Raw genomic sequence first — 19,346 nt, forward strand, 5'->3', positions numbered from 1 at the left:
AGTGGGCAGACCGCCGCACGAGCCGACACTGGAAGGAATTCTTCTGGTAAAGGAAATGAAAGCGGCTGGCGCGACCATGCCGCAAATCGCCCGTGTCTTGGGAATTTCGAAGAATACTCTCGGGCGGCACTATTTTCCAAGCGGATGCCGACACTCCCCGACACCGGCTAGTCGGCGAATAGTCCTGCGCGCGATCGAGGGGGGAATGACGCCTGCCGAAGTTGCCAAGCTGATCGGCATATCAACCCCCACATTCAAACATCATTATTGGCATGAGCTGCAACCATAGGTGCGGCTGGGAGTATGCGTCGAGAATTCCCGTGGCATCCTCGCCTTAGGGGTGCTGCGGGGCCGGCGGGATTCATGGCCGATCCCGCCGGCACGTCTTTCCCACAAAGCCGGAGCCGGCATCTGTTCCCAAGCAAGCGAGCGGGGAACAAGTCTTGCAAACGCTGGGAACAGAATTTCGAATGAGAAGACAGACGGTTAGGCGACGTGCTCCCAATTTCCCGCTGTTCCCGCCAATTGGAGAGCAATCCCACAACGCTCACCGCCAGCCGCCGGGCTGGGCTGATACCAGCTGCCGCCGATAAATCATTTCCAAGTCTCGCCCTGGCTCACCTCAAGCCAGCGCAAGTCATGGAAACAAAGCGCAATTTTCCGACTGTGAATTGAAATCAAGGTGGAAACTGGCTGCACATTAAATTTGATTGAGAAGCTGCCATTTCCCGAAAGCCGCGGAATTGCTGGCTTTGCGCCTGCGATTTGTCGCGTGGGGTGTGGGGGGCAATTCGCTCGCTCGTCAGACCGGCTATCGTGCCCGAATCGGACTGCCGGTTATGTGTCACCCGGACCTTGGGATACGCGGGCCGGGCAACGCTCCAGCCGCTCTGAAAGCCACCTAGCCAGCACATTTGGGGGTATGATTGGGGGTATCTATCTGAACAGTGCTTAAGAGAATGGCTAAAATACGAGGTTTCTAGACTAGTTTGAGGTTCCCGCTACCGCTCCAATCCTCAATAACATCCTGAAAAACCACAAAAATCCGCCAGCCAAGGCGCGGATTCACGCGTCTGTGCTACACAGGTGTCATACATTTGTGCGTCGGAATCAGAGGCAACGCTCTCAAATCGTTCAATAAATCGTCTCAGCAACTGTCATACACGAGCGTCATACAAACCATCTGTGCGCGGACTGTGGTTGCGAGGGTCGATCTATCAATATCGGGTTCGTGTCCCTTCTGATTTGCGGGATGCAATGGGCTGCGTTCATGTGGGTCGTTCGCTTAGGACAGACAGCCGTGCGCTTGCCGTTAGATTGAGTCGGAAAGTCGCGTTCGAGATCGAGGTGATGTTTGAGCAAAAGCGTCGGGACTTAGGTTTGCCATTCAATGCGTCGATCCTCGCATTCACCGCTTCGGAAGCGGCAGTGGCATCGACGATTCAGGAACGATCAGAAAAAGCGTCCGTCGCGGTGGGCGGGTTCATCCGTCAGCACGACGGTTATCGCGACAACGGCTTTCCCAATGATCGCGGTGGGCAGATCCGTGCGAATATCCGGCATGACACCAACAATGGCTCGATCAAGCTGAACGTCAATTACGTCAACGACCATAACGTGTTCTATCTGCCGATTCCGATCGCAGACCCGAACAATCCAGGCAAATCGCTGGACCAGTACATCGACTACTTCGACGGCACGATGAATTCGCCTTCGCTGCGCAACGTCAATCTGTTCTACCGCGACGGCAATGGCCAGCTTCAGAGCCGGACCGGCGATCTTGCAGATGGTCGCCACATGGAAATGATGAATGTCGGCCTCCGCTATGAAGCGGATTTCGATGGCTGGCTGGTATCGGCAAAGGCCGGCTACACGCAGGGCAAGGTGAAGTTCCAGGCTTTCTATTCGACCACCAATCCGTCCGATGCTGATGCCTATGCGGCCGGATTCCTTGATCGCGCGACATCGGCATTCGGGCCGGTCGCCTCGTTCGGATATACGCTGGCTGGTACCGATACGGCCTATGACCCTTATGCCGCATCAGGCCTGGTGATGACCGGCCAGTATCGCGATATCGAATCCAGTTTCTATTCCGCGCAAGGCGATCTTTCTGTCGCCCGCCGGATCGAGACAGGTCTTGGCAGCCATGACGTGAACATTGGTGCCTATGCCGCTGCCTATGGGCAGGACAAGTTCGCCGTTTATCAAAATTACCTGATCGAGGTGGCCGGACAGCCCAGAACGCTGGACCTTGTCGCCTATGATGCCTCGGGCGCGGTGATTGGTCGGGTCACAGACGACGGAGTGGTCAACCGCGCGGCTTCGCTGAGCGGCGGTGAAACCGACGCCACGATGTTCGCGCTTTACGCGAATGACACCTGGGACCTGTCGCCCGGTCTGACGATCGATGCCGGTATCCGTCACGAACGCTATGACTATCGGGGGTACGCCGTCGAAACCGTGGAAGTGAACCTGGGTGATGAAACGACGCTGTCCGATGACACGACCCGGGCGTTCAGCGGGGTAACGATCAACCAGAAGCACAAGACGAATGTCACCAACTGGACGGTGGGCGCGAATTACGATTTCTCCAGATCGTTCGGCATGTATGGTCGCGCATCGCACCTGGAAACGCCGCCGAACTCGCAGACGGTGACAAGCATCAATCCGACGATCATAACGTCGAAGGCAGACCAGTACGAAGTCGGTCTGAAGTTCGCATCGGGCCGGTCTTATCTCTACGTCACCGGTTTCTACACCTATTACGATCCGATCAATTCGTCCTTCTTCGCCTATGATCCGGTAACCGGCCGCAACGATGTGAGCATACCTTTCATCGGCGAGGCACAGGTGCTCGGCGTGGAATTCGACGGAGCCGCGGCCCTGACGGACTGGTTCACCCTCAACGGTGCGTTGACGGTCAGCGATCCGAAGTACAAGAACTTCCAGAACGCAAACGGCGCCGATCCGAGCCTTGCCGAAGGCAATCAGATCCCTCGCCAGCCCAAGGTCTATGGCAGCCTTCGCCCCAGCTTCAATTTCATGGCGGGCGATACCGATATCTCGGTCTACGGTCGCTACACCTATCAGTCCCGCCGCTACACCGACCTTTACAACAACACCGCGCTTCCTGCCTATGGGACAGTCGGTGCGGGTATCACTCTTCGCCGCGACAACTGGCAGGTGCAGGTCGTGGGCGACAATCTCTTCAACGAGAAGGGTTTGACCGAAGGCGATCCGCGCGGTGACATCCTGAGCGGACAGGGAACGACCGAAGCAATTTACGGCCGCCCGATTTTCGGTCGTAACGTACGCCTGGTCGTCAAGAAGAGCTGGTAAGTGCGCCGCTTGACCAGAATGCTGTTTGCCTCCGCCGCGCTGGTCGCGGCGGGGGTCGCGCTTGAAACCGTCTCCCCTGCGTTGGCAGAGGAAAATTCCTCCGCCACCGCCGTGCCGGTCGACGCCCGTTCTCCACTGGCAGCATTGAATTTTCCGCTTTTGGTCGCGCTTCGGGCTGATCCGGCCTGGGCATCCGCATTGCGCAATGACCGACCGCTGGTCGATCTTGCCCGCGAACGCGCACAGCGCGTAACGGGGGCTGCGGATTGCATGCCTTTGCCGGGATGTCGGGTCACGCCGTGGCTCTGGACAGAGGCAGACATCGCCCTTGTCGGCGCGCGATTGGCGCATTTGGCGCAAACCGACGATCGCCTGTTGCTGGTCGAAAACGTGTTGCGACCTTCCCGTCGTTTCGCCCTGCATGAGGGGTTGGACGATACAGGCCTGCTGAAAGCGGCTTGGACCGATGCGGCACGCAGCATGAACGCGATTATGCAGGTTTATGCCGGCGGCGACGCACCGCGTTATCCCGATATCGACCCGGCTATTTTCGATACGGCCCGACCGGACTACGGCACGTTGCTGACAGCATTGGATACCGTCACCTTGGCTCAGGGCAGATCGGACGATCTCTTCTTCGAAGGGCCCGTTCGTCAGGCAACAACCCTGCTGATCGTGAACGAGCGCACCGATGCCACGAAACACCGCCCGGTGCTCGGCGGCGACAATGCGGTCACGCTTGCCCGACTTGAGAGAGACGCCCGGGAGCAGTTTCCCTACACGGCGCTGCTGGTCTTTGGTCATGGTCCTGACGATGCGTTATCCAGCACCGGCCCCCTTGGCCATTTGCGCCTGCGCCTTGCGGCCGACCGGCTAAGCCGGGGCCTTGCGCCCGTCATCATAGTGTCTGGCGGCGCCGTCCACCCGGCGCGCACCCGTTTCAACGAAGCGGCGGAGATGCGGCGGGAACTGATCGAACAATATGGAGTGCCCGCCGACCGTATCCTGATGGAACCGCATGCCCGGCACACCACGACCAATTTGCGCAATGTCGCACGCCTGATGCTGTCTGCCGGCATGTCGGCAGAGCGCGACGCGCTTATCCTCTCCACGCCCGAGACCATAGAATATATCGGCGGAGAGGAACTGATGCGCCGCAACATTTCGGAACTGGGATACCAGCCCGGCGTCATCGCGCCTGGACCGGACACCCTTTCCCTGACCTTCCGGCCGTTGCCCATCTCTTTCCATGTAGATGCCATGGACCCGCTCGATCCTTGAAATCCTTCCCAAGAATACGAAAGCGAAAGACCGCCACGATGCTCAAGCCAATCTGCGCCCTTGCCAAATCACTCTGGTTCGTGGCCCCTTTTGTTGTTCCGGCGACAGCGCATGCATGGGGCGAACGCGGTCACTCGGCCATCGACATCGCAGCGATCGAAGCACTGCCAGAAGATGGCCCGGTCTTTCTGCGTGACAATCTCGCCACGATCGCCGGGGCATCCACGGCGCCGGACAAATGGCGCGGTTCATCGGAACCGTTTTCGAAAATCGCCGAGGACCCCAACCACACATGGTTTATCGAAAGGCTGCGTTTCCTCGATCCCGTGCCACGGTCGCGCTACGCGTTCGTTCTTGCCCTTTATCGCGAACATCAGGCCGTGGCGGCAGAAGATCCGAAAGCGGCCGAACGGCTGAACGTGCGCTGGACCGGCACCATGCCTTACGCAATTGCAGAGGGGTACGGTCGCATTGTCAGCGCGATGCGTGAATACCGCCGCCTGCGCGATGCCGGACAGGATACGGGCCGGATCGAGCAGACCATTGCCTTTTACACGGCCTGGATGGGTCATTACGTGGGCGATGCAGCCAATCCGATGCATGTTTCGATCCATTGCGAGGGGTGGGTAGGCCCAAATCCAAATGGATATGCAACGGATGGTGAAGTTCATGGCCGCTTTGAATCGCAGTTCGTTGACGCCATCGGACTGACGCCTGAGAATCTGTCCGGTCGCATCTCTGCGCCATCGCGCCAGAACGGAGATTTGTTTGACGCCGTTCTTGACTACATTGCTGAGAGCAACAGCCACGTCGAAGCGATTTTCCGGTTCGACAAGAACGGCGCCTTGCACAACCGTGACGAGGAAGCGCGCGAATATACTTATGATCGTGCCGCCTTTGGCGCCGGGATGTTGCGTGACCTGCTCTATCGCGCCTGGCTGGAAAGCGCTGCGCAGGGCAATGGGCCGCACCGCCCGCAGGATCCTGATGCACCCGGCTATGATCCCGAAACAGGAACAGCACCTGCCTGACGTTCACGACAGACTGCAGCGGATAAGATCGCCTGGATACCTGCCGTCATCCGGGCGGTTCTGCCGACGTCATCAGGTGTATCATGCCATTATGGCCGACAGTATTTACTGAACCCCGGTCGCGGGAAAGCCATTTGACGACCGGATGAATGCCCGGCGAACATCCATCGAGTGTCCGCTTTTACGGTCCATGCCTCTAACAGCGGTTACTCCGCTAACGGCCCATCACAACCATACAGACCGCCTATCCACGATCCGCTGAAATCCCGCCGCGAACGAGGACGCGCGTGCCCTTAGCAATGCCCGTCTGCCTTCCGCAGTTCGTGTGAATACGAGCTTCGAGGAGCCGACATCGCCATGCCAGAGTTCGGCAAAGCGTTCAGCAAATTCCTTTCGGGCACCCAGCGCAGTGGGAACGGCATGATAATCGACTCGCGTCTTGAGGCCGAGCCACGAATTGCGCACCAAGAGGTAGCGCGGGTTTTGCACCGGCCCCAGGATTTCCGCGATCGCCTGCATAACCTGTCGCTCGGCGGCCCGGCTCACTCCGGTCAGGACGATATCTTTGCGCCCGTCCAGGCTTGTACGGATTTCAACGTGGGCAGTATCCAGTTCGCGCCCGCTAATGATGTCGGCATCGACCAGCGAGCGCAGGACAATCCCGGTAACCGCTTCAAGACTGCCTTCGAGCGATCCATTGCGCCAGACGAGTCTGCCCGCCTTTGCCAGTTTCGGCAGGCTGGCCAGTGTCGCCACACCGGCAACACCCATCGCGATGACGCCAATTCCTTCATATGACGCCAACCCGCGCAATTCATTTGCTGCTGCAAACGCCCCGCTGCCTGCGGCACTCCAGCCTAGCGCCTGTAAAGTATCGAACCAGCTTATCGCACGCGGTGCGTGGCGGGGGGCCGCCGTCTCACGCACTCGCGCTCGCTCGTCCCCTTCACCGAGCGACACCTTCCAGCGCTCTGCAATGGCTGGTCGGTCGGCTGCGACTGCAAATGTCTGGAGGTTCGCGAATGCCGCCGGTTTCGATGGATCGAGTCCCAGGCGGGCAACGCCGTCTTCAATCAGTCTGGAGGCTCCGTTGGAAATCCCTTCGAACGCCTTGAAGCGGCGCGCGACCACTTCGATGTCTGACAGGCCGGGCGCGTCACCATCGCCCAGAAAGCCCCAGTTGAAGTTCGCGGCAACCGCATCCCAGCTTTCACGATCCACCGGATCGACCGTCGCCAGATGCCAGATATTGGCTACCTTGCAGGGCCTGGCCGGATCGACCCGGATTGCTCGTCCGCGCATCTGGTTGGACAGCATGAAGGACGCCGCATTGCTCGCAAGGACAAGGCTGTTGAGCGCGGGCGCATCCCATCCCTCGCCAAGCAGCGATTGCGTGCCGACAAGTATCCGAACATCGCCGCGCGTGAATAGGGCCGTGACGAGGCGCACCAGTTCAGCGGTGCCACCGGTCCTACATTCGATACGCACGTGTTCCGGGCAACCCGGCAGATCGCCTGATCGAAATGCGTGGGGATCGAAGTGCAATTCGTCGGCAATCTGCTCCAGCGTGGATAGCGCGCGCCTGGGAAGGATCACCAGGCTACCAGTCAGGACGCCAAGATAGTCATTCGCCATGCCAGAGCGCCGCAGCTTCTCGAAGATCGGCACCACGCCAAGCTTGGCAGGCCTGAACTGCGCATCGGGCCGGTTCGGCAGCTCGCCAGCGCGAATATGATCCGACAGCACGACCATCCGCAGATTCGCGGCCAGCGCGTCCTGTTCGGCTTTCGTAATGTCCACTATCGAGTCCAGCTTCGCGAGGCTGGAGGTCATCAGTTTGAAGACAGAGCGTGTGTGCTGCAGCCGAACGCGGCCGCCTTCGATCAGTCCGTGACGATTCAACCGATCGCGCAGGCTCTTGAGTTGTGCCGTACCAAGCGGAAAGGTGGCCGTGTGTTGCGATACCACACCGTCCAGAAAGCGTTCGAGCCAGAACAGAGAGGGTGGAGGCACACTACGCGATGACACGCCAAGCAGTTTGAGCGGGGGGCGGGGCAGTTCACGTCCAGCTGATGCCAGCAGAACCAGTGCTGCCGATAACATCTCGGGCGCTTCGAGGATCTGTTCGACATGCGCTTCCGAATCCGTCAGCCATGGATGCGCCGCCAGCCAGTCCAGCAACCCGTCATCTTCGTGCAATTCCACATGCAACTGACCAATGGCCGCACGCCTTCTATCGAGCAGGGCCAGCGCATCTTCCGTTGGTTCCGACAGAATCAGGTGATCCTGATGGGGACAGAGATCGCCGTTGCGCACCAGCTCGGGAATGCCGATTTCAAGGTCCATCGGTCCGCAAAGTTCTTCGTAGCGAGACCATTCGGCGAAGCTGGCATCATAAGGCGGTGTTGCGGTCAGTGCGACCAGACGGACATCGTCCAGCCGGTTGACCAGCTCGATGAGGCTTTTCCACCACTCCCGCCGCAGGTGATGTGCTTCGTCCAGAACCAGCGTCAGTGGTCCTCGACCATTAAGCGCCTCGATCAGCGCATCGAGTTCCTCGCCGCGCCGCAGGCTATCGAGCGCCTGATAGGTGGTCAGCGTCAATTCTCGCAAGTCTTCGAGGTTGCGGGAGATCGCCCCTGTTGAGGGCGGCTTTTCGAGAAAAAGGGGGCAGAGGCGGTGCGCCCACTGTTCGCGAATGGCGATTGTCGGCGCAAATACCAGTGCAGGCCTTCCGGTGCGTCGGACGATCTCGAGGCCGAGCACCGTCTTCCCGGCACCGGGGGCGGCGACGACATGCAGCCTCCCGTCGCCGAAATGCTCGTCCATCTCTTCAAGTACGCGCGCCTGATAGTCGCGCCAGTTCCCTTTGAAGAGCATCTCGTCAATCATTCGCGAACCGATAGCTGCCCCGACGCTCGACGACCATTCTGATGTCCCGTGAGGCCTCATATCTTTGGTAAAGCTGGCTGACTGTTTCCGGCCCACTTACTGTCTGCAATGCTTGTCGTGAAAATGATCGAAAAGGGTGACTACGATCACAGAATTACACGGGTTCGAGCATTTCCAGCTGTTCGCCCAGTGCCAGCCATTCCGCCTCTGTTGCCGCCAGTTGATCGCTGACTTGCGCGCGGCGGGTCAGCAGGTCGCTCATCGATGTATCGGCCAGATGTGCAGGCGCCTTTGCCGGTTCGTACATCGCCTGATCGATTTCGTTCAGACTGGCCTGAAGCCGGTTCATGGCCTTCTCTGCCGAGGCCAGTTCGGATTTCAGGAAGCGGGCCTTGGCGCGTGACTTGGCAGAGTCGGCCGAAGTGGCCTTTGCCGGGCCGGGCTTCGCCTCTTTCCTTGGCTTGTTCCGGCCCAGCACGAAGTCGATGTAATCGTCCATGCTGCCCGCATATTCGCGCGCGGTCCCGCCATCGACCAGCACGAGCCGGTCCGCCGTCAGTTCCACCATGTGCCGGTCGTGGCTGATCAGGATCACCGCGCCCGAATAGTCGTTCAGCGCCTGGACAAGGGCTTCGCGCGCATCGACGTCGAGGTGGTTGGTCGGTTCGTCAAGGATGAGGAGGTGCGGTGCATCGCGGGTGATGAGCGCAAGGGCGAGCCGGGCCCGCTCCCCGCCCGACAACTTGTCGACCTGCGTCGTGGCGCGTGGGCCGGAAAATCCGAACCGGCCCAGCTGCGCCCTTACCGCCGCAGGCGTCTTGCCCTCCATCGCACGGGTCATCAGTTCGACCGGCGTTGCATCGCTCGCCAGTTCTTCCACCTGATACTGGGTGAAATAACCGACCTTCAGCTTGCCCGGCGCGGCCAGAGCACCTTCGACGGGTTGGAGCTGCGACGACAACAGGCGGGCAAGGGTGGTCTTGCCGTTGCCGTTGCGGCCCAGCAGCGCGATCCGGTCATCCGCATCGATCCGCAAGTCGAGCCGGCGCAGGATCGGCGGCGCATCGCCATAGGCCACGGCAGCCCCGTCGAGCGAGATCATCGGTGAGCGCAGTTCCCCCGGCGATGGAAATTCGAAACTGAGCGAGGGATCTTCGATCAGTGCGACGATCGGCTGCATCTTGCCCAGCATCTTGGCACGGGCCTGTGCCTGTTTCGCGGTCGAGGCGCGGGCGCTGTTGCGCGCGACATAGTCCTGCAGCCGTGCCCGCTGGGCATCCTGCGCCGCCTTGGCCGATGCGATCTGCGCCGCGCGCTCTGCGCGCTGCTTCTCGAAAGCATCATAGCCGCCGGTATAGAGCGTCAGCTTGCCGCCTTGCAGATGCAGGATGTGGTCGACGACATTGTTGAGGAGGTCGCGCTCGTGACTGATGACAAGCAGCGTCGCGGGATAGGACCGCAGGAAATTCTCGAGCCACAGCGTCGCCTCGAGGTCTAGGTGGTTCGAAGGCTCGTCGAGCAGCAGGATGTCGGGCTCTGAAAACAGCAGCGCACCCAAGGCCACCCGCATTTTCCAGCCGCCGGAGAAACTGGAGAGCGGCCGGCGTTGCATATCCTCGTCGAAACCCAGGCCGTTCAGGATCTTGGCCGCGCGTGCCGGGGCGCTATAGGCGTCGATGGCGAGCAAGCGTTCGTGCACTTCGCCAAGGCGGTCGACATCGGTGCACGTTTCCGCTTCGACCAGCAGGCGGGCGCGCTCCACGTCAGCGGCGAGAACCGCTTCCTCCGGCGTGATCGACCCATCGGGCGCTTCCTGCGCGATATAGCCGATCCGCGCCCGCGACGGCTTGCCGATCTGGCCTTCGTCCGGCTCTATGTCGCCGATGACGGCTTTCATCAGGGTCGACTTGCCCGCCCCGTTGCGGCCGATCAGCCCGACCCGCGCGCCATGCGGGATCGTCGCGCTGGCGCGTTCGAGAATGGGCCGGCCGCCAAGCCGGACGGTGATGTCGTCGATGGTAAGCATGCGCGGCCCATAGCAGCAGTGCGCGGCGGCCCCAATGACTGAATGGGCGAAACCCGATCAGCGCTTCTTCTTGGCGGTGGTCGCGGTGAAATCCGGATCCTTGTTGGCCACCCAGTCGACGAACTTGCGGATGGCCGGATTGGCCAGCAAGCCCTCCACGTCCATGCCATAGCGCTGCAATTCGGAATTGGTGAAATTGGCGATCAGCGTTTGCTGGCAAATGGGGTGCATGGGCACCACGTCCTTCCCGCCCCTGCTTTTGGGGACGGGGTGATGCCAGACCATGTTCTTGCCGGTCGGCCGACCGCAAAGCCAGCAGGTGTGCGCAGGCGCCGGAGCGTCATCATCCCGCTCAGGATCGTCGTAGGAATCGTGTCTGGAGTGCTTGCGAGCCATTGGTCTGCCTTGAATGCATGGACGGGCGGTCGCCTTCTCTTAATGCCTGCGTCCGGCATTACCACTGCCGCGCAGCGCGGAGTTATCCTTTCAGGTGCTTGCCGCCCGAAGGTGCTTTGCGGCAGGATGCGCATCGGCCACGGGTGGCGCAGTGATCGGGAGGGGTATGCAGGGCGAACACGAATTGCGGCGATCCGTCGTCAGCGAAATGCATTTGCGGCGCTGGCCAGCGCTGGTGCCCGATTGCACCGTGATCCAGATTCTGCGGCAGGTTTCGCCGGATGAGCGTGAGGCCGAACACGTAGCGATCGCGGCGCTGCCTGTCGGGGCGGAGCTGCAACCGTCGCCCAATCCCCGGCACATGCAGGCGCAGATTGCACCGGGCATATCTTTCGGTTGGGAACGGCATAGCGAGGCGAGTGCCAGCACCCTGTTCATCGCGCGCGGGGCGATGGCCGCGCTGGAGCCGGATGGCGATCCCGATGTGGCGAAGGCGATCGCCTGGATGATGACTTTTCCGGGCAAGATCATGCGGGCGACGCGGATGGCCATCGTGACCGATGAAGCGGCGGCGGCGCAATTGCTGGGGCGCTTCGCGTTCGAACCGAACGATCTCGTCAGTTGCCACGTCGGCACCGGCGCCGGCGCGCGCATCTGGTCCGACTTTCACTTGCACGACGACGGTTTCGGGGCAGTACTGGTGGCGGCGAATGGCATGCCGGCGGGCGACCTGTCGCGCACGGTCCAGCGGCTGCAGGAACTGGGCAATTACCGCAACCTTGCCCTGCTTGGCCTGCCAGTGGCGCAGCGCGGCTGGGCGGTGCTGGACAAGATCGAACGCGAGCTGGCCGGGCTTGGCGAGCGGGTGGGAAGCGCGGACGTGACCGACGATGCCCTGCTGCAGCAAGTCACCGGCCTGTCGATGGAACTGATGACGGAGGCGGCATCGTCCGATTTCCGGCTGAGCGCGACGGCGGCCTATGCCACGCTGGTGGAGGAACGGCTGGAAGACCTGTGCATCCGGCCCATTGCCGGTTTCCAGTCGCTGGCGGATTTTACCCAGCGACGCTTCCTGCCCGCGATCCGCACTTGTGCCTCTCACCGCCGCAGGGAAGAAACGCTGGCGCAGCGCACCGCGCAGTTCATCTCGTTGTTCCGCACCCGTGTCGAAACGCGGATCGAGAACCAGAACGGGCGGCTGCTCCATTCCATGGAAAAGTCGATCGGCACGCAGCTGCGGCTGCAACAGCTGGTCGAAGGGCTGTCCGTCGTGGCGCTCAGCTATTACGGGATTGGGCTGCTGTCCTACATGCTGAAGGGGCTGGAGAAGACGCCGCTGCATGTGCCGGCCACCATCATCGTGGCCGCGCTGACCCCGTTCGTTGTGATCGCGATGTGGCTGGGCATTCACCGCCTGAAGAAGCGGATCCTGCACGATTAGGGGAGCGGCCTAGCCAACCGCCATGTTGTCGATCAGCCGCGTGCCGCCGATGCGCGCGGCCACGAACAGGCGGGCATTGTCGTTCGGTTCGGCCAGCAGTTCGATCGATGCCGCATCGCGCAGTTCGGCGTAATCCACATTGTCGAAACCAGCCGCGAGCACGTCTGCCGATAGCGTGCCGAGAACGTCTTTGGCCGGATGCCCGATGGTCAACCGCTCGATCGCACTGCGCATCGTGCGGGGCAGGGCGGCGGCGGCCTTGCGCTGATCGGCCGACAGGTAGGCATTGCGCGATGACATGGCAAGGCCGTCCGCTTCCCGCACGATCGGCACGCCGACGATGGCATTGGGCAGCGGGGCATAGAGGTCGAGATCGCGGGCCATGCGGCGGATGACGGCCAGCTGCTGCCAGTCCTTTTCCCCGAACAGGGCGATATCGGGCGCGACCTGGTTGAACAGCTTGCACACAACCGTCGCCACGCCGTCGAAATGGCCGGGGCGGTCCGCGCCGCAAAGCCCTGCGCTCACCCCCTCTACCGATATGTTGGTGGCGAAACCTTCGGGATACATGGCGGTGATATCGGGCGCCCAGAGCAGGTCCACGCCCTCTGCCACCAGCAGTTCGCTGTCCCGTTCAAGCTGGCGGGGATAGGCGTCCAGATCCTCGTTCGGGCCGAACTGTTTGGGATTCACGAAAATGGATACGGCGACGATCTCGGCCATTTCCCGCGCGCGTCGCACCAGCGTCAGATGCCCGTCATGAAGCGCGCCCATCGTGGGCACCAGGGCAAGGCGCGCACCCGTGCCAGCCGCCCGGCGCAGGGCCGCTGTCGTTTCCCGCAGTGGATTGAGCGCGCGGATTGTTTGCATCTGTCTCGGCCCTTCCGGTAAACTGAGGCCGCAAGCTCTAGCGCCCGCCTGCCGTTCGGCAAGGGGCGTGCCCGGTTTGCATGGCCAATTTGTTGCCCATTTGCTCGCGAGGACCGATGACCCAACCGCACAAGATCGTGTTTGCCAACGAAAAGGGCGGCACCGGTAAATCGACCACGGCCGTCCACGTCGCCGTCGCCCTCGCCTATCAGGGCGCGAAAGTCGGCGCGATCGATCTCGATCCGCGCCAGCGCACCTTCTACCGCTATTTCGAGAACCGGCTGGACACCGAAAAGCGCCGCGACATCGAACTGCCCGGCGCTGCCGTGGGCGTGTTCGGCGGGCCGAGCGTGGATGCGCTGGACGAAATGATCGCCGAAATCAGCGACGGTCTCGACTTTCTCGTCTTCGATACGCCGGGCCGCGATGACAAGTATGCCCGCCACGTCGCGACGCAGGCCGATACGCTGGTGACGCCCTTGAACGACAGCTTCGTCGACTTCGACCTGATCGGGCAGGTCGATGCAGAGACGTTCAAGGTGAAGAAGCTGTCGTTCTATGCCGAACTGATCTGGGAAGCGCGCAAGAAACGCGGCCTTGCCACCGTGAACGAGGGCAAGCGGGAAATGGACTGGGTGGTCCTCAGGAACCGTGTCCAGCATGTCGAGGCGCGCAACATGCGCCGTATCGACGAAGCGCTGACAGAACTGTCGCGCCGCGTCGGTTTCCGCGTGACGCCCGGCCTTTCGGAACGTGTCATCTATCGCGAACTGTTCCCGTCCGGCCTGACCCTGTTGGACAAGGGGCATCTTGGCGATCTTGCCACCAGCCACCTCGTCGCGCGGCAGGAACTGCGCGCGCTGGTCAGGGGGCTCAACCTGCCGGTGCCCGATCGGCCCGCGACCGATGAGGCCGATACCGAAGAGGCGCGCGCGGCGTGATGAAGCTCATCATCCTCGTCATCGTGGCGGGGATCGCATTCCGGATGCTGTTCAAGCAGTGGCCGTGGCAGGCATGGTCGGCATCGGAAAAGTCGCAGCAGCAGGCTCAGGCCCGCACGCTTCTGGGCGTGTCGCGCTTCGCCACGCGGGAGGAAATTCTGGCCGCGCACCGCCGCGCGCTGATCGCGGCGCATCCGGACAAGGGCGGTTCGCCTGACGAGGTACACCGGATAGACACCGCCCGCGACTTGCTGCTGGAACAAACTGCCCCCACAAAGGACTTATAGCCAAGCGGCGCGCTCGTCCTGATGCGTGCCGGTGAACTGCCAGCAGCGAAAGGCCGAGAATGACCCACAGCTTCCACCCAACTGTCCTGCGTGAATACGATATCCGCGGGATCATCGGCGAAACGCTGGGGCCGGACGACGCCCGCGCCATCGGGCGCAGCTTCGGCACCCTGCTGCGCCGCGCGGGGGGCAAGAAGGTCGCTATCGGTTACGACGGCCGCGTCAGTTCCCCCATCCTCGAACATGCGCTGTGCGAAGGGCTGACCGCGACCGGCTGCGATGTCGTGCGCGTGGGCATGGGGCCGACGCCGATGCTCTATTACGCGGAAGCCTCAGCCGAAGATGTGGATGGCGGCATTCAGATAACTGGCAGCCACAATCCCCCCAATTACAATGGCTTCAAGATGGTATTTCAGGGTCGGCCGTTCTTCGGGGCGGACATCCTCGGGCTTGGCGAAATGTCGGCGGCCGGCGACTGGCTCGACGGGTCGGGCACGGTCGAGGTCCGCGAGATCATGGATGAATATATCGAGCGGCTCCTCGCCCCCCTCGCCACTTTGGACGCGGCAGGCAAGGATCGGTTGTCCGCTCTTCGAATCGGGTGGGACGCGGGGAACGGCGCGGCGGGGCCGGCCATCGAAGCGCTGGTCACCAAGCTTCCAGGGGAGCACTTTACCCTCTTCACCGATGTCGACGGGAATTTTCCTAATCATCATCCAGATCCTACCGAGGAGAAGAATCTCGCCGACTTGCGTGCGCTTGTCGCGGACAAGAACCTCGACTTCGGACTGGCTTTCGACGGTGACGGCGACCGGATCGGCGCGATCGATGGCGAAGGGCGGGTCATTTGGGGCGATCAGCTCCTGATGATCTATGCCGAGGACCTGCTGAAGCTTGTCCCCGGTGCCACCATCATAGCGGACGTGAAGGCCAGCCGGGCGCTCTACGACCAGATTGCCGAACATGGCGGCCAGCCGCTGATGTGGAAGACCGGCCACTCGCTGATTAAGTCCAAAATGAAGGAAACTGGTGCCCCGCTGGCCGGAGAGATGAGCGGGCACGTGTTCTTCGCGCACGAATACTACGGTTTCGACGATGCGCTCTACGCCGGTATCCGCCTGCTTGTGGCCAGTGCCCGGCTGGGTAAGTCGGTGACGGAACTGCGCGGCGCGATGCCGGACATGATCAATACGCCGGAAATGCGGTTTCAGGTGGACGAGAGCCGCAAGTTCGCCGTGATCGACGAGGTGAAGGACCGGCTGAAGGACAGCCCTGACGAGGTGAACGCGACCGACGGGGTGCGGGTTACCAATGCGGACGGCTGGTGGCTGCTGCGCGCTTCCAACACGCAGGACGTGCTGGTCGCCCGCGCAGAGAGCGATAGCGAGGAAGGGCTGGCCCGCCTGATGGACCAGATCGACGGGCAACTGGCGCTATCGGGGCTGGAACGCGGGCCGCAGGCGGCTCATTGATTCGTGCAGTGCAGCATGGATATCGGGCGGCGTTAGGTCGTCCGAATCCGGACAAAAGTATGTAAAATACACAAAGTGTGTCTAAATTAAATGCAGCTTTCCAAGGGCTTATATTTTTCTGAAACCTGATTCAGGTGATAACCCCTTGATTTTGGGTGCTTACTGACATCATTGCAAAAAAGTCATCAACAAGTGTCTTTTTCGCAGTTGCAATGCGGCGTGTTGCGGTGCACAAAGAACCTGCCTTTCAGGCATCCTCTCCCAAACTTAAATGGCCCGGCTGGCTTGTCCTGCCGGGCCTTTTTTCTGTTCCGATGCAGGTTTCGGCACGGCAAGCGCGGTTCGCGCGTTAGGATCGGACGATGTCCGCTACGCGCCCGATTCCCACGATAATCGATGACTGGTTCGCCGGGCGCGGCTGGCGGTTGCGCAGGCACCAGGCGGAAATGCTGGCCGCCGACGATGCGCGGATGAGCGCGCTACTCACTGCCGATACCGGGGCCGGCAAGACGCTGGCCGGGTTCCTGCCGACGATCGCTGCCTTTACATCCGAACGAGCGGGCGGGCAGCCGCCGGAGGGGCTCCACACCCTCTACGTCTCGCCACTGAAGGCGCTGGCGACCGACGTGCAGCGCAACCTGATGACCCCGATCGCGGAGATGGGGCTGGACATCAGGGTGGAGAGCCGGACCGGCGACACGCCATCCCAGAAAAAGGCACGACAGCGCGCCCGCCCGCCGCATGTCCTGCTGACGACGCCGGAATCGCTTTCGCTCCTGCTGTCCTATCCGGAAAGCTTCACCATGTTCGCCGGCCTGCAGCGGATCGTGATCGACGAGATCCATGCCTTCGCCACCGGCAAGCGCGGCGATCTGCTCGCCCTGTCATTGGCGCGCTTGCAGGCGATTGCCCCCGACATGCGCCGGATCGGCCTGTCGGCGACGGTTTCCGATCCCGAGCAATACCGCGAGTGGCTGGCGCCGTGGGGCGATATCGAAAGCGTGGCGCATGTCATCGGCGAGCCGGGCGCGGAGCCGGTGATCGACATCCTGCTGCCGGAGGAGGAGCGCGTGCCTTGGGGCGGGCATGCCGCCGCCTGGGCCGTGCCGCAACTTTACGAGGAGATACGCCGCAACAAGACGACGCTGATCTTCACCAACACGCGGTTTCTGGCCGAATATATCTTCCAGCTGCTGTGGGACGTGAACGACGATGTTCTGCCCATCGGCATCCATCACGGTTCGCTGTCCGTGGAGGCGCGGCGCAAGGTGGAAGGCGCGATGGCGCGGGGCGAACTGCGCGCGCTTGTGGCCACGGCCAGCCTCGACCTTGGTGTCGACTGGGGCGACATCGATTGCGTGGTCCAGATGGGCGCACCCAAGGGATCGTCGCGCCTTTTGCAGAGGATCGGGCGGGCCAATCACCGGCTAGATCAGGCGAGCCGGGCCATCCTTGTTCCCGGCAACCGGTTCGAGTTCCTGGAAGCGCAGGCGGCAAAGGATGCGGTTGAGGAAGGCGTGCGTGACGGAGAGGATTTCCGCCCCGGCAGCCTCGACGTGCTGGCCCAGCATGTCATGGCCTGCGCCTGTGCCGCACCGTTCAGCGAAGCAGCGCTGCTGCGCGAAATACGCTCCAGCCTGTCCTATGCCAGGGTGGACGAGGCGGTGTTCGCGCGAGTGGTGAACTTCGTCGCCGATGGCGGCTATGCCCTGCGTGCCTATGACCGGTTCAAGCGGATCACGCGGGAAGATGACGGGGAAGGTGGCTTCGTGTGGCGCCTGACACACCCTGAACAGGCCGTGCGGCACCGTCTTAACGCCGGTATCATCGTCGATAGCGAGATGCTGACAGTGCGGTTTCGCAACGGACGCTCGCTGGGCAAGGTGGAGGAGCGGTTTGCCGCAGCGTTGCGGCCCACCGATACGTTCCAGTTCGCAGGACTTAGCCTGGAGGTGGAGGCAATCCGCGAAAGCGAAGTCATAGTCCGCGCGGCAAAGAAGTCCGCGATGATCCCGAGTTATGGCGGGGCACGCATGCCGCTGACCACGCATCTGGCGCGGCGGGTGCGGGCCATGCTGGTCGACCGTGCGGGCTGGGCGCGCTTTCCCGATGATGTGCGCGAATGGCTGGAGGTGCAGGACTGGCGTTCGCGCCTGCCGGGGCCGGACGAACTGCTGGTCGAAAGCTTCCCCCATGCGCAGCGGGAATACACCGTGTTCTATACTTTCGAGGGGTGGAACGCGAACCAGTCGCTCGGCATGCTTGTCACGCGGCGGATGGAGGAACGGGGCCTTTCGCCGATGGGTTTCGTGGCCAACGATTATTCTCTCGCAGTCTGGGGCCTGAAGCCGATCGCCGATCCCGTTTCCGTCCTGTCACCCGACATCATGGCCCACGAATTCGTCGACTGGGTGCAGGAATCGCACTTGCTGCGACGCGCTTTTCGGGAGGCTGCTGTGATCGGTGGGCTGATTGAACGGCAACAACCCGGCAAGCGCAAGACCGGCAGGCAGGTCACATTCAGCACCGACCTCATCTACGATGTGTTGAAAAAGTACGAACCCGATCATGTGCTGATCGAGGCGGCCTGGGCAGAAGCGCGAACGCGTATGACCGATGTGGGGCGCCTTGCCGATGTGCTTGAACGCGCGGCTGATCAACTCGTCCATGTGCGGCTGGAGCGGGTCAGTCCGCTGGCCGTGCCGGTAATGGTGGTGATCGGGCGGGAGACTTTGCCCGCTGGCTCCGCCGACGATGATTTGCTGCTGGAAGCCGAGAGTCTGGGTGGTTTGGCGATGCGCCCGGATTAGATCAGGGCGATCGGCCATTTACGCGCCGCAACGAAAAAGGGCGGACCGTTCGGCCCGCCCTCTTCACATAGGCAATCGTGAGATCGCTTATTCGGTATGGGTCGTGGGGTTGATACCCATCGGACCAGCCGCGAAATCGCGGTACTGTTCGTTGCCGACGAAGCCGAACTTCGTCGCGCCCGATCCCTTGATGATCTTCAGAACGCTGGCCGAAAGTTCGTAGCTTGCGAACTCCTCGGGCTGGAACTGGAGTTCCGGTTCGGTCGGCATCGCCAGCGACTGCTGAAGCGTTGCGACGAACTGGTTTTCGTTCAAGGGCGTGCCGTTCCAGAGGATCAGCCCGTCCTGGGTGAGAACGACCTTGTTCTTGATCGGGTCCATCACGACTTCCGACGGGACATCGGAAGGAGCCGGAAGATCGATGCTGACCGCGTGAGTCGCCACCGGGATCGAGAGGATGAAGATGATGAGCATACAGAGCATGACGTCGATAAGCGGCGTCGTGTTCATTTCCATCATCGGCGAGCCGTCATCCTTGCCGCCTGACATTGCCATGGAAT

13 protein-coding genes and 1 pseudogene are annotated in these 19,346 nt (G+C 61.7%); 9 read left to right on the forward strand and 5 right to left on the reverse strand.

The genetic code is table 11. The features are described from left to right. Positions 1-1,185: 1,185 nt before the first annotated feature. From A7A77_RS18580 to A7A77_RS06610, 4 genes and pseudogenes are all read left to right on the forward strand, one after another. Positions 1,186-1,359: pseudogene (locus A7A77_RS18580) on the forward strand (DUF6538 domain-containing protein); the annotation flags it as partial. A gap of 69 nt (positions 1,360-1,428) precedes the next feature. Next, the gene (locus A7A77_RS06600) at positions 1,429-3,339 is read left to right on the forward strand and encodes a TonB-dependent receptor domain-containing protein (RefSeq protein ID WP_245638413.1); all 1,911 of its coding nucleotides are present in this window, start codon (positions 1,429-1,431) and stop codon (positions 3,337-3,339) included. After that, positions 3,340-4,620, forward strand: a complete 1,281-nt coding sequence (locus A7A77_RS06605) for a YdcF family protein (protein ID WP_216635557.1) — start codon at positions 3,340-3,342, stop codon at positions 4,618-4,620. It begins immediately after the preceding gene. A gap of 38 nt (positions 4,621-4,658) precedes the next feature. Then, positions 4,659-5,651, forward strand: coding sequence for a phospholipase C/P1 nuclease family protein (locus tag A7A77_RS06610; protein WP_066555582.1), 993 nt, complete (start codon positions 4,659-4,661; stop codon positions 5,649-5,651). A gap of 225 nt (positions 5,652-5,876) precedes the next feature. Here the strand turns inward: A7A77_RS06610 and A7A77_RS06615 are convergent, their stop codons facing one another. From A7A77_RS06615 to A7A77_RS06625, 3 genes are all read right to left on the reverse strand, one after another. Next, positions 5,877-8,531: a DEAD/DEAH box helicase family protein gene (locus A7A77_RS06615; RefSeq protein WP_172799855.1), complete on the reverse strand. Its 2,655-nt coding sequence runs from the start codon at positions 8,529-8,531 to the stop codon at positions 5,877-5,879. Positions 8,532-8,697: 166 nt separating this feature from the next. Next, a complete protein-coding gene (locus A7A77_RS06620; RefSeq protein WP_066555585.1) occupies positions 8,698-10,569 on the reverse strand; it encodes an ABC-F family ATP-binding cassette domain-containing protein in 1,872 nt (623 codons plus the stop codon). A gap of 57 nt (positions 10,570-10,626) precedes the next feature. Continuing rightward, a complete protein-coding gene (locus tag A7A77_RS06625; RefSeq protein ID WP_066555586.1) occupies positions 10,627-10,965 on the reverse strand; it encodes an HNH endonuclease in 339 nt (112 codons plus the stop codon). A 166-nt stretch (positions 10,966-11,131) separates the two neighbouring features. On the opposite strand from A7A77_RS06625, the gene A7A77_RS06630 reads away from it, so the two are divergent. Next, positions 11,132-12,406: a DUF3422 domain-containing protein gene (locus tag A7A77_RS06630; RefSeq protein WP_066556022.1), complete on the forward strand. Its 1,275-nt coding sequence runs from the start codon at positions 11,132-11,134 to the stop codon at positions 12,404-12,406. A 9-nt stretch (positions 12,407-12,415) separates the two neighbouring features. Here the strand turns inward: A7A77_RS06630 and panC are convergent, their stop codons facing one another. Then, the gene (gene panC / locus A7A77_RS06635) at positions 12,416-13,276 is read right to left on the reverse strand and encodes a pantoate--beta-alanine ligase (RefSeq protein WP_066555587.1); all 861 of its coding nucleotides are present in this window, start codon (positions 13,274-13,276) and stop codon (positions 12,416-12,418) included. Between the two features lie 116 nt (positions 13,277-13,392). Between panC and A7A77_RS06640 the strand changes: the two genes are divergently transcribed. The 4 genes from A7A77_RS06640 (at position 13,393) to A7A77_RS06655 (ending at position 18,786) form a co-directional block, all read left to right on the forward strand. Continuing rightward, positions 13,393-14,217 (forward strand): division plane positioning ATPase MipZ, encoded by an 825-nt coding sequence (locus A7A77_RS06640; protein WP_066555589.1) that lies wholly within the window; start codon positions 13,393-13,395, stop codon positions 14,215-14,217. Further along, positions 14,214-14,504, forward strand: coding sequence for a hypothetical protein (locus tag A7A77_RS06645; protein ID WP_082835964.1), 291 nt, complete (start codon positions 14,214-14,216; stop codon positions 14,502-14,504). Before A7A77_RS06640 ends, A7A77_RS06645 begins: the two co-directional genes overlap by 4 nt. A 59-nt stretch (positions 14,505-14,563) precedes the next feature. Beyond that, positions 14,564-15,976, forward strand: a complete 1,413-nt coding sequence (gene pgmG, locus A7A77_RS06650) for a phosphoglucomutase/phosphomannomutase PgmG (RefSeq protein ID WP_066555593.1) — start codon at positions 14,564-14,566, stop codon at positions 15,974-15,976. Positions 15,977-16,338: 362 nt separating this feature from the next. Continuing rightward, positions 16,339-18,786: a ligase-associated DNA damage response DEXH box helicase gene (locus A7A77_RS06655; RefSeq protein ID WP_066555594.1), complete on the forward strand. Its 2,448-nt coding sequence runs from the start codon at positions 16,339-16,341 to the stop codon at positions 18,784-18,786. Between the two features lie 87 nt (positions 18,787-18,873). Here A7A77_RS06655 and A7A77_RS06660 read toward each other — a convergent pair whose 3' ends face one another. Further along, a complete protein-coding gene (locus A7A77_RS06660) occupies positions 18,874-19,341 on the reverse strand; it encodes an ExbD/TolR family protein (RefSeq protein WP_066555595.1) in 468 nt (155 codons plus the stop codon). Positions 19,342-19,346: the final 5 nt, after the last annotated feature.

Origin of the sequence: Croceicoccus bisphenolivorans (genome assembly GCF_001634625.1) — a bacterium.
GTDB lineage: Bacteria > Pseudomonadota > Alphaproteobacteria > Sphingomonadales > Sphingomonadaceae > Croceicoccus > Croceicoccus bisphenolivorans.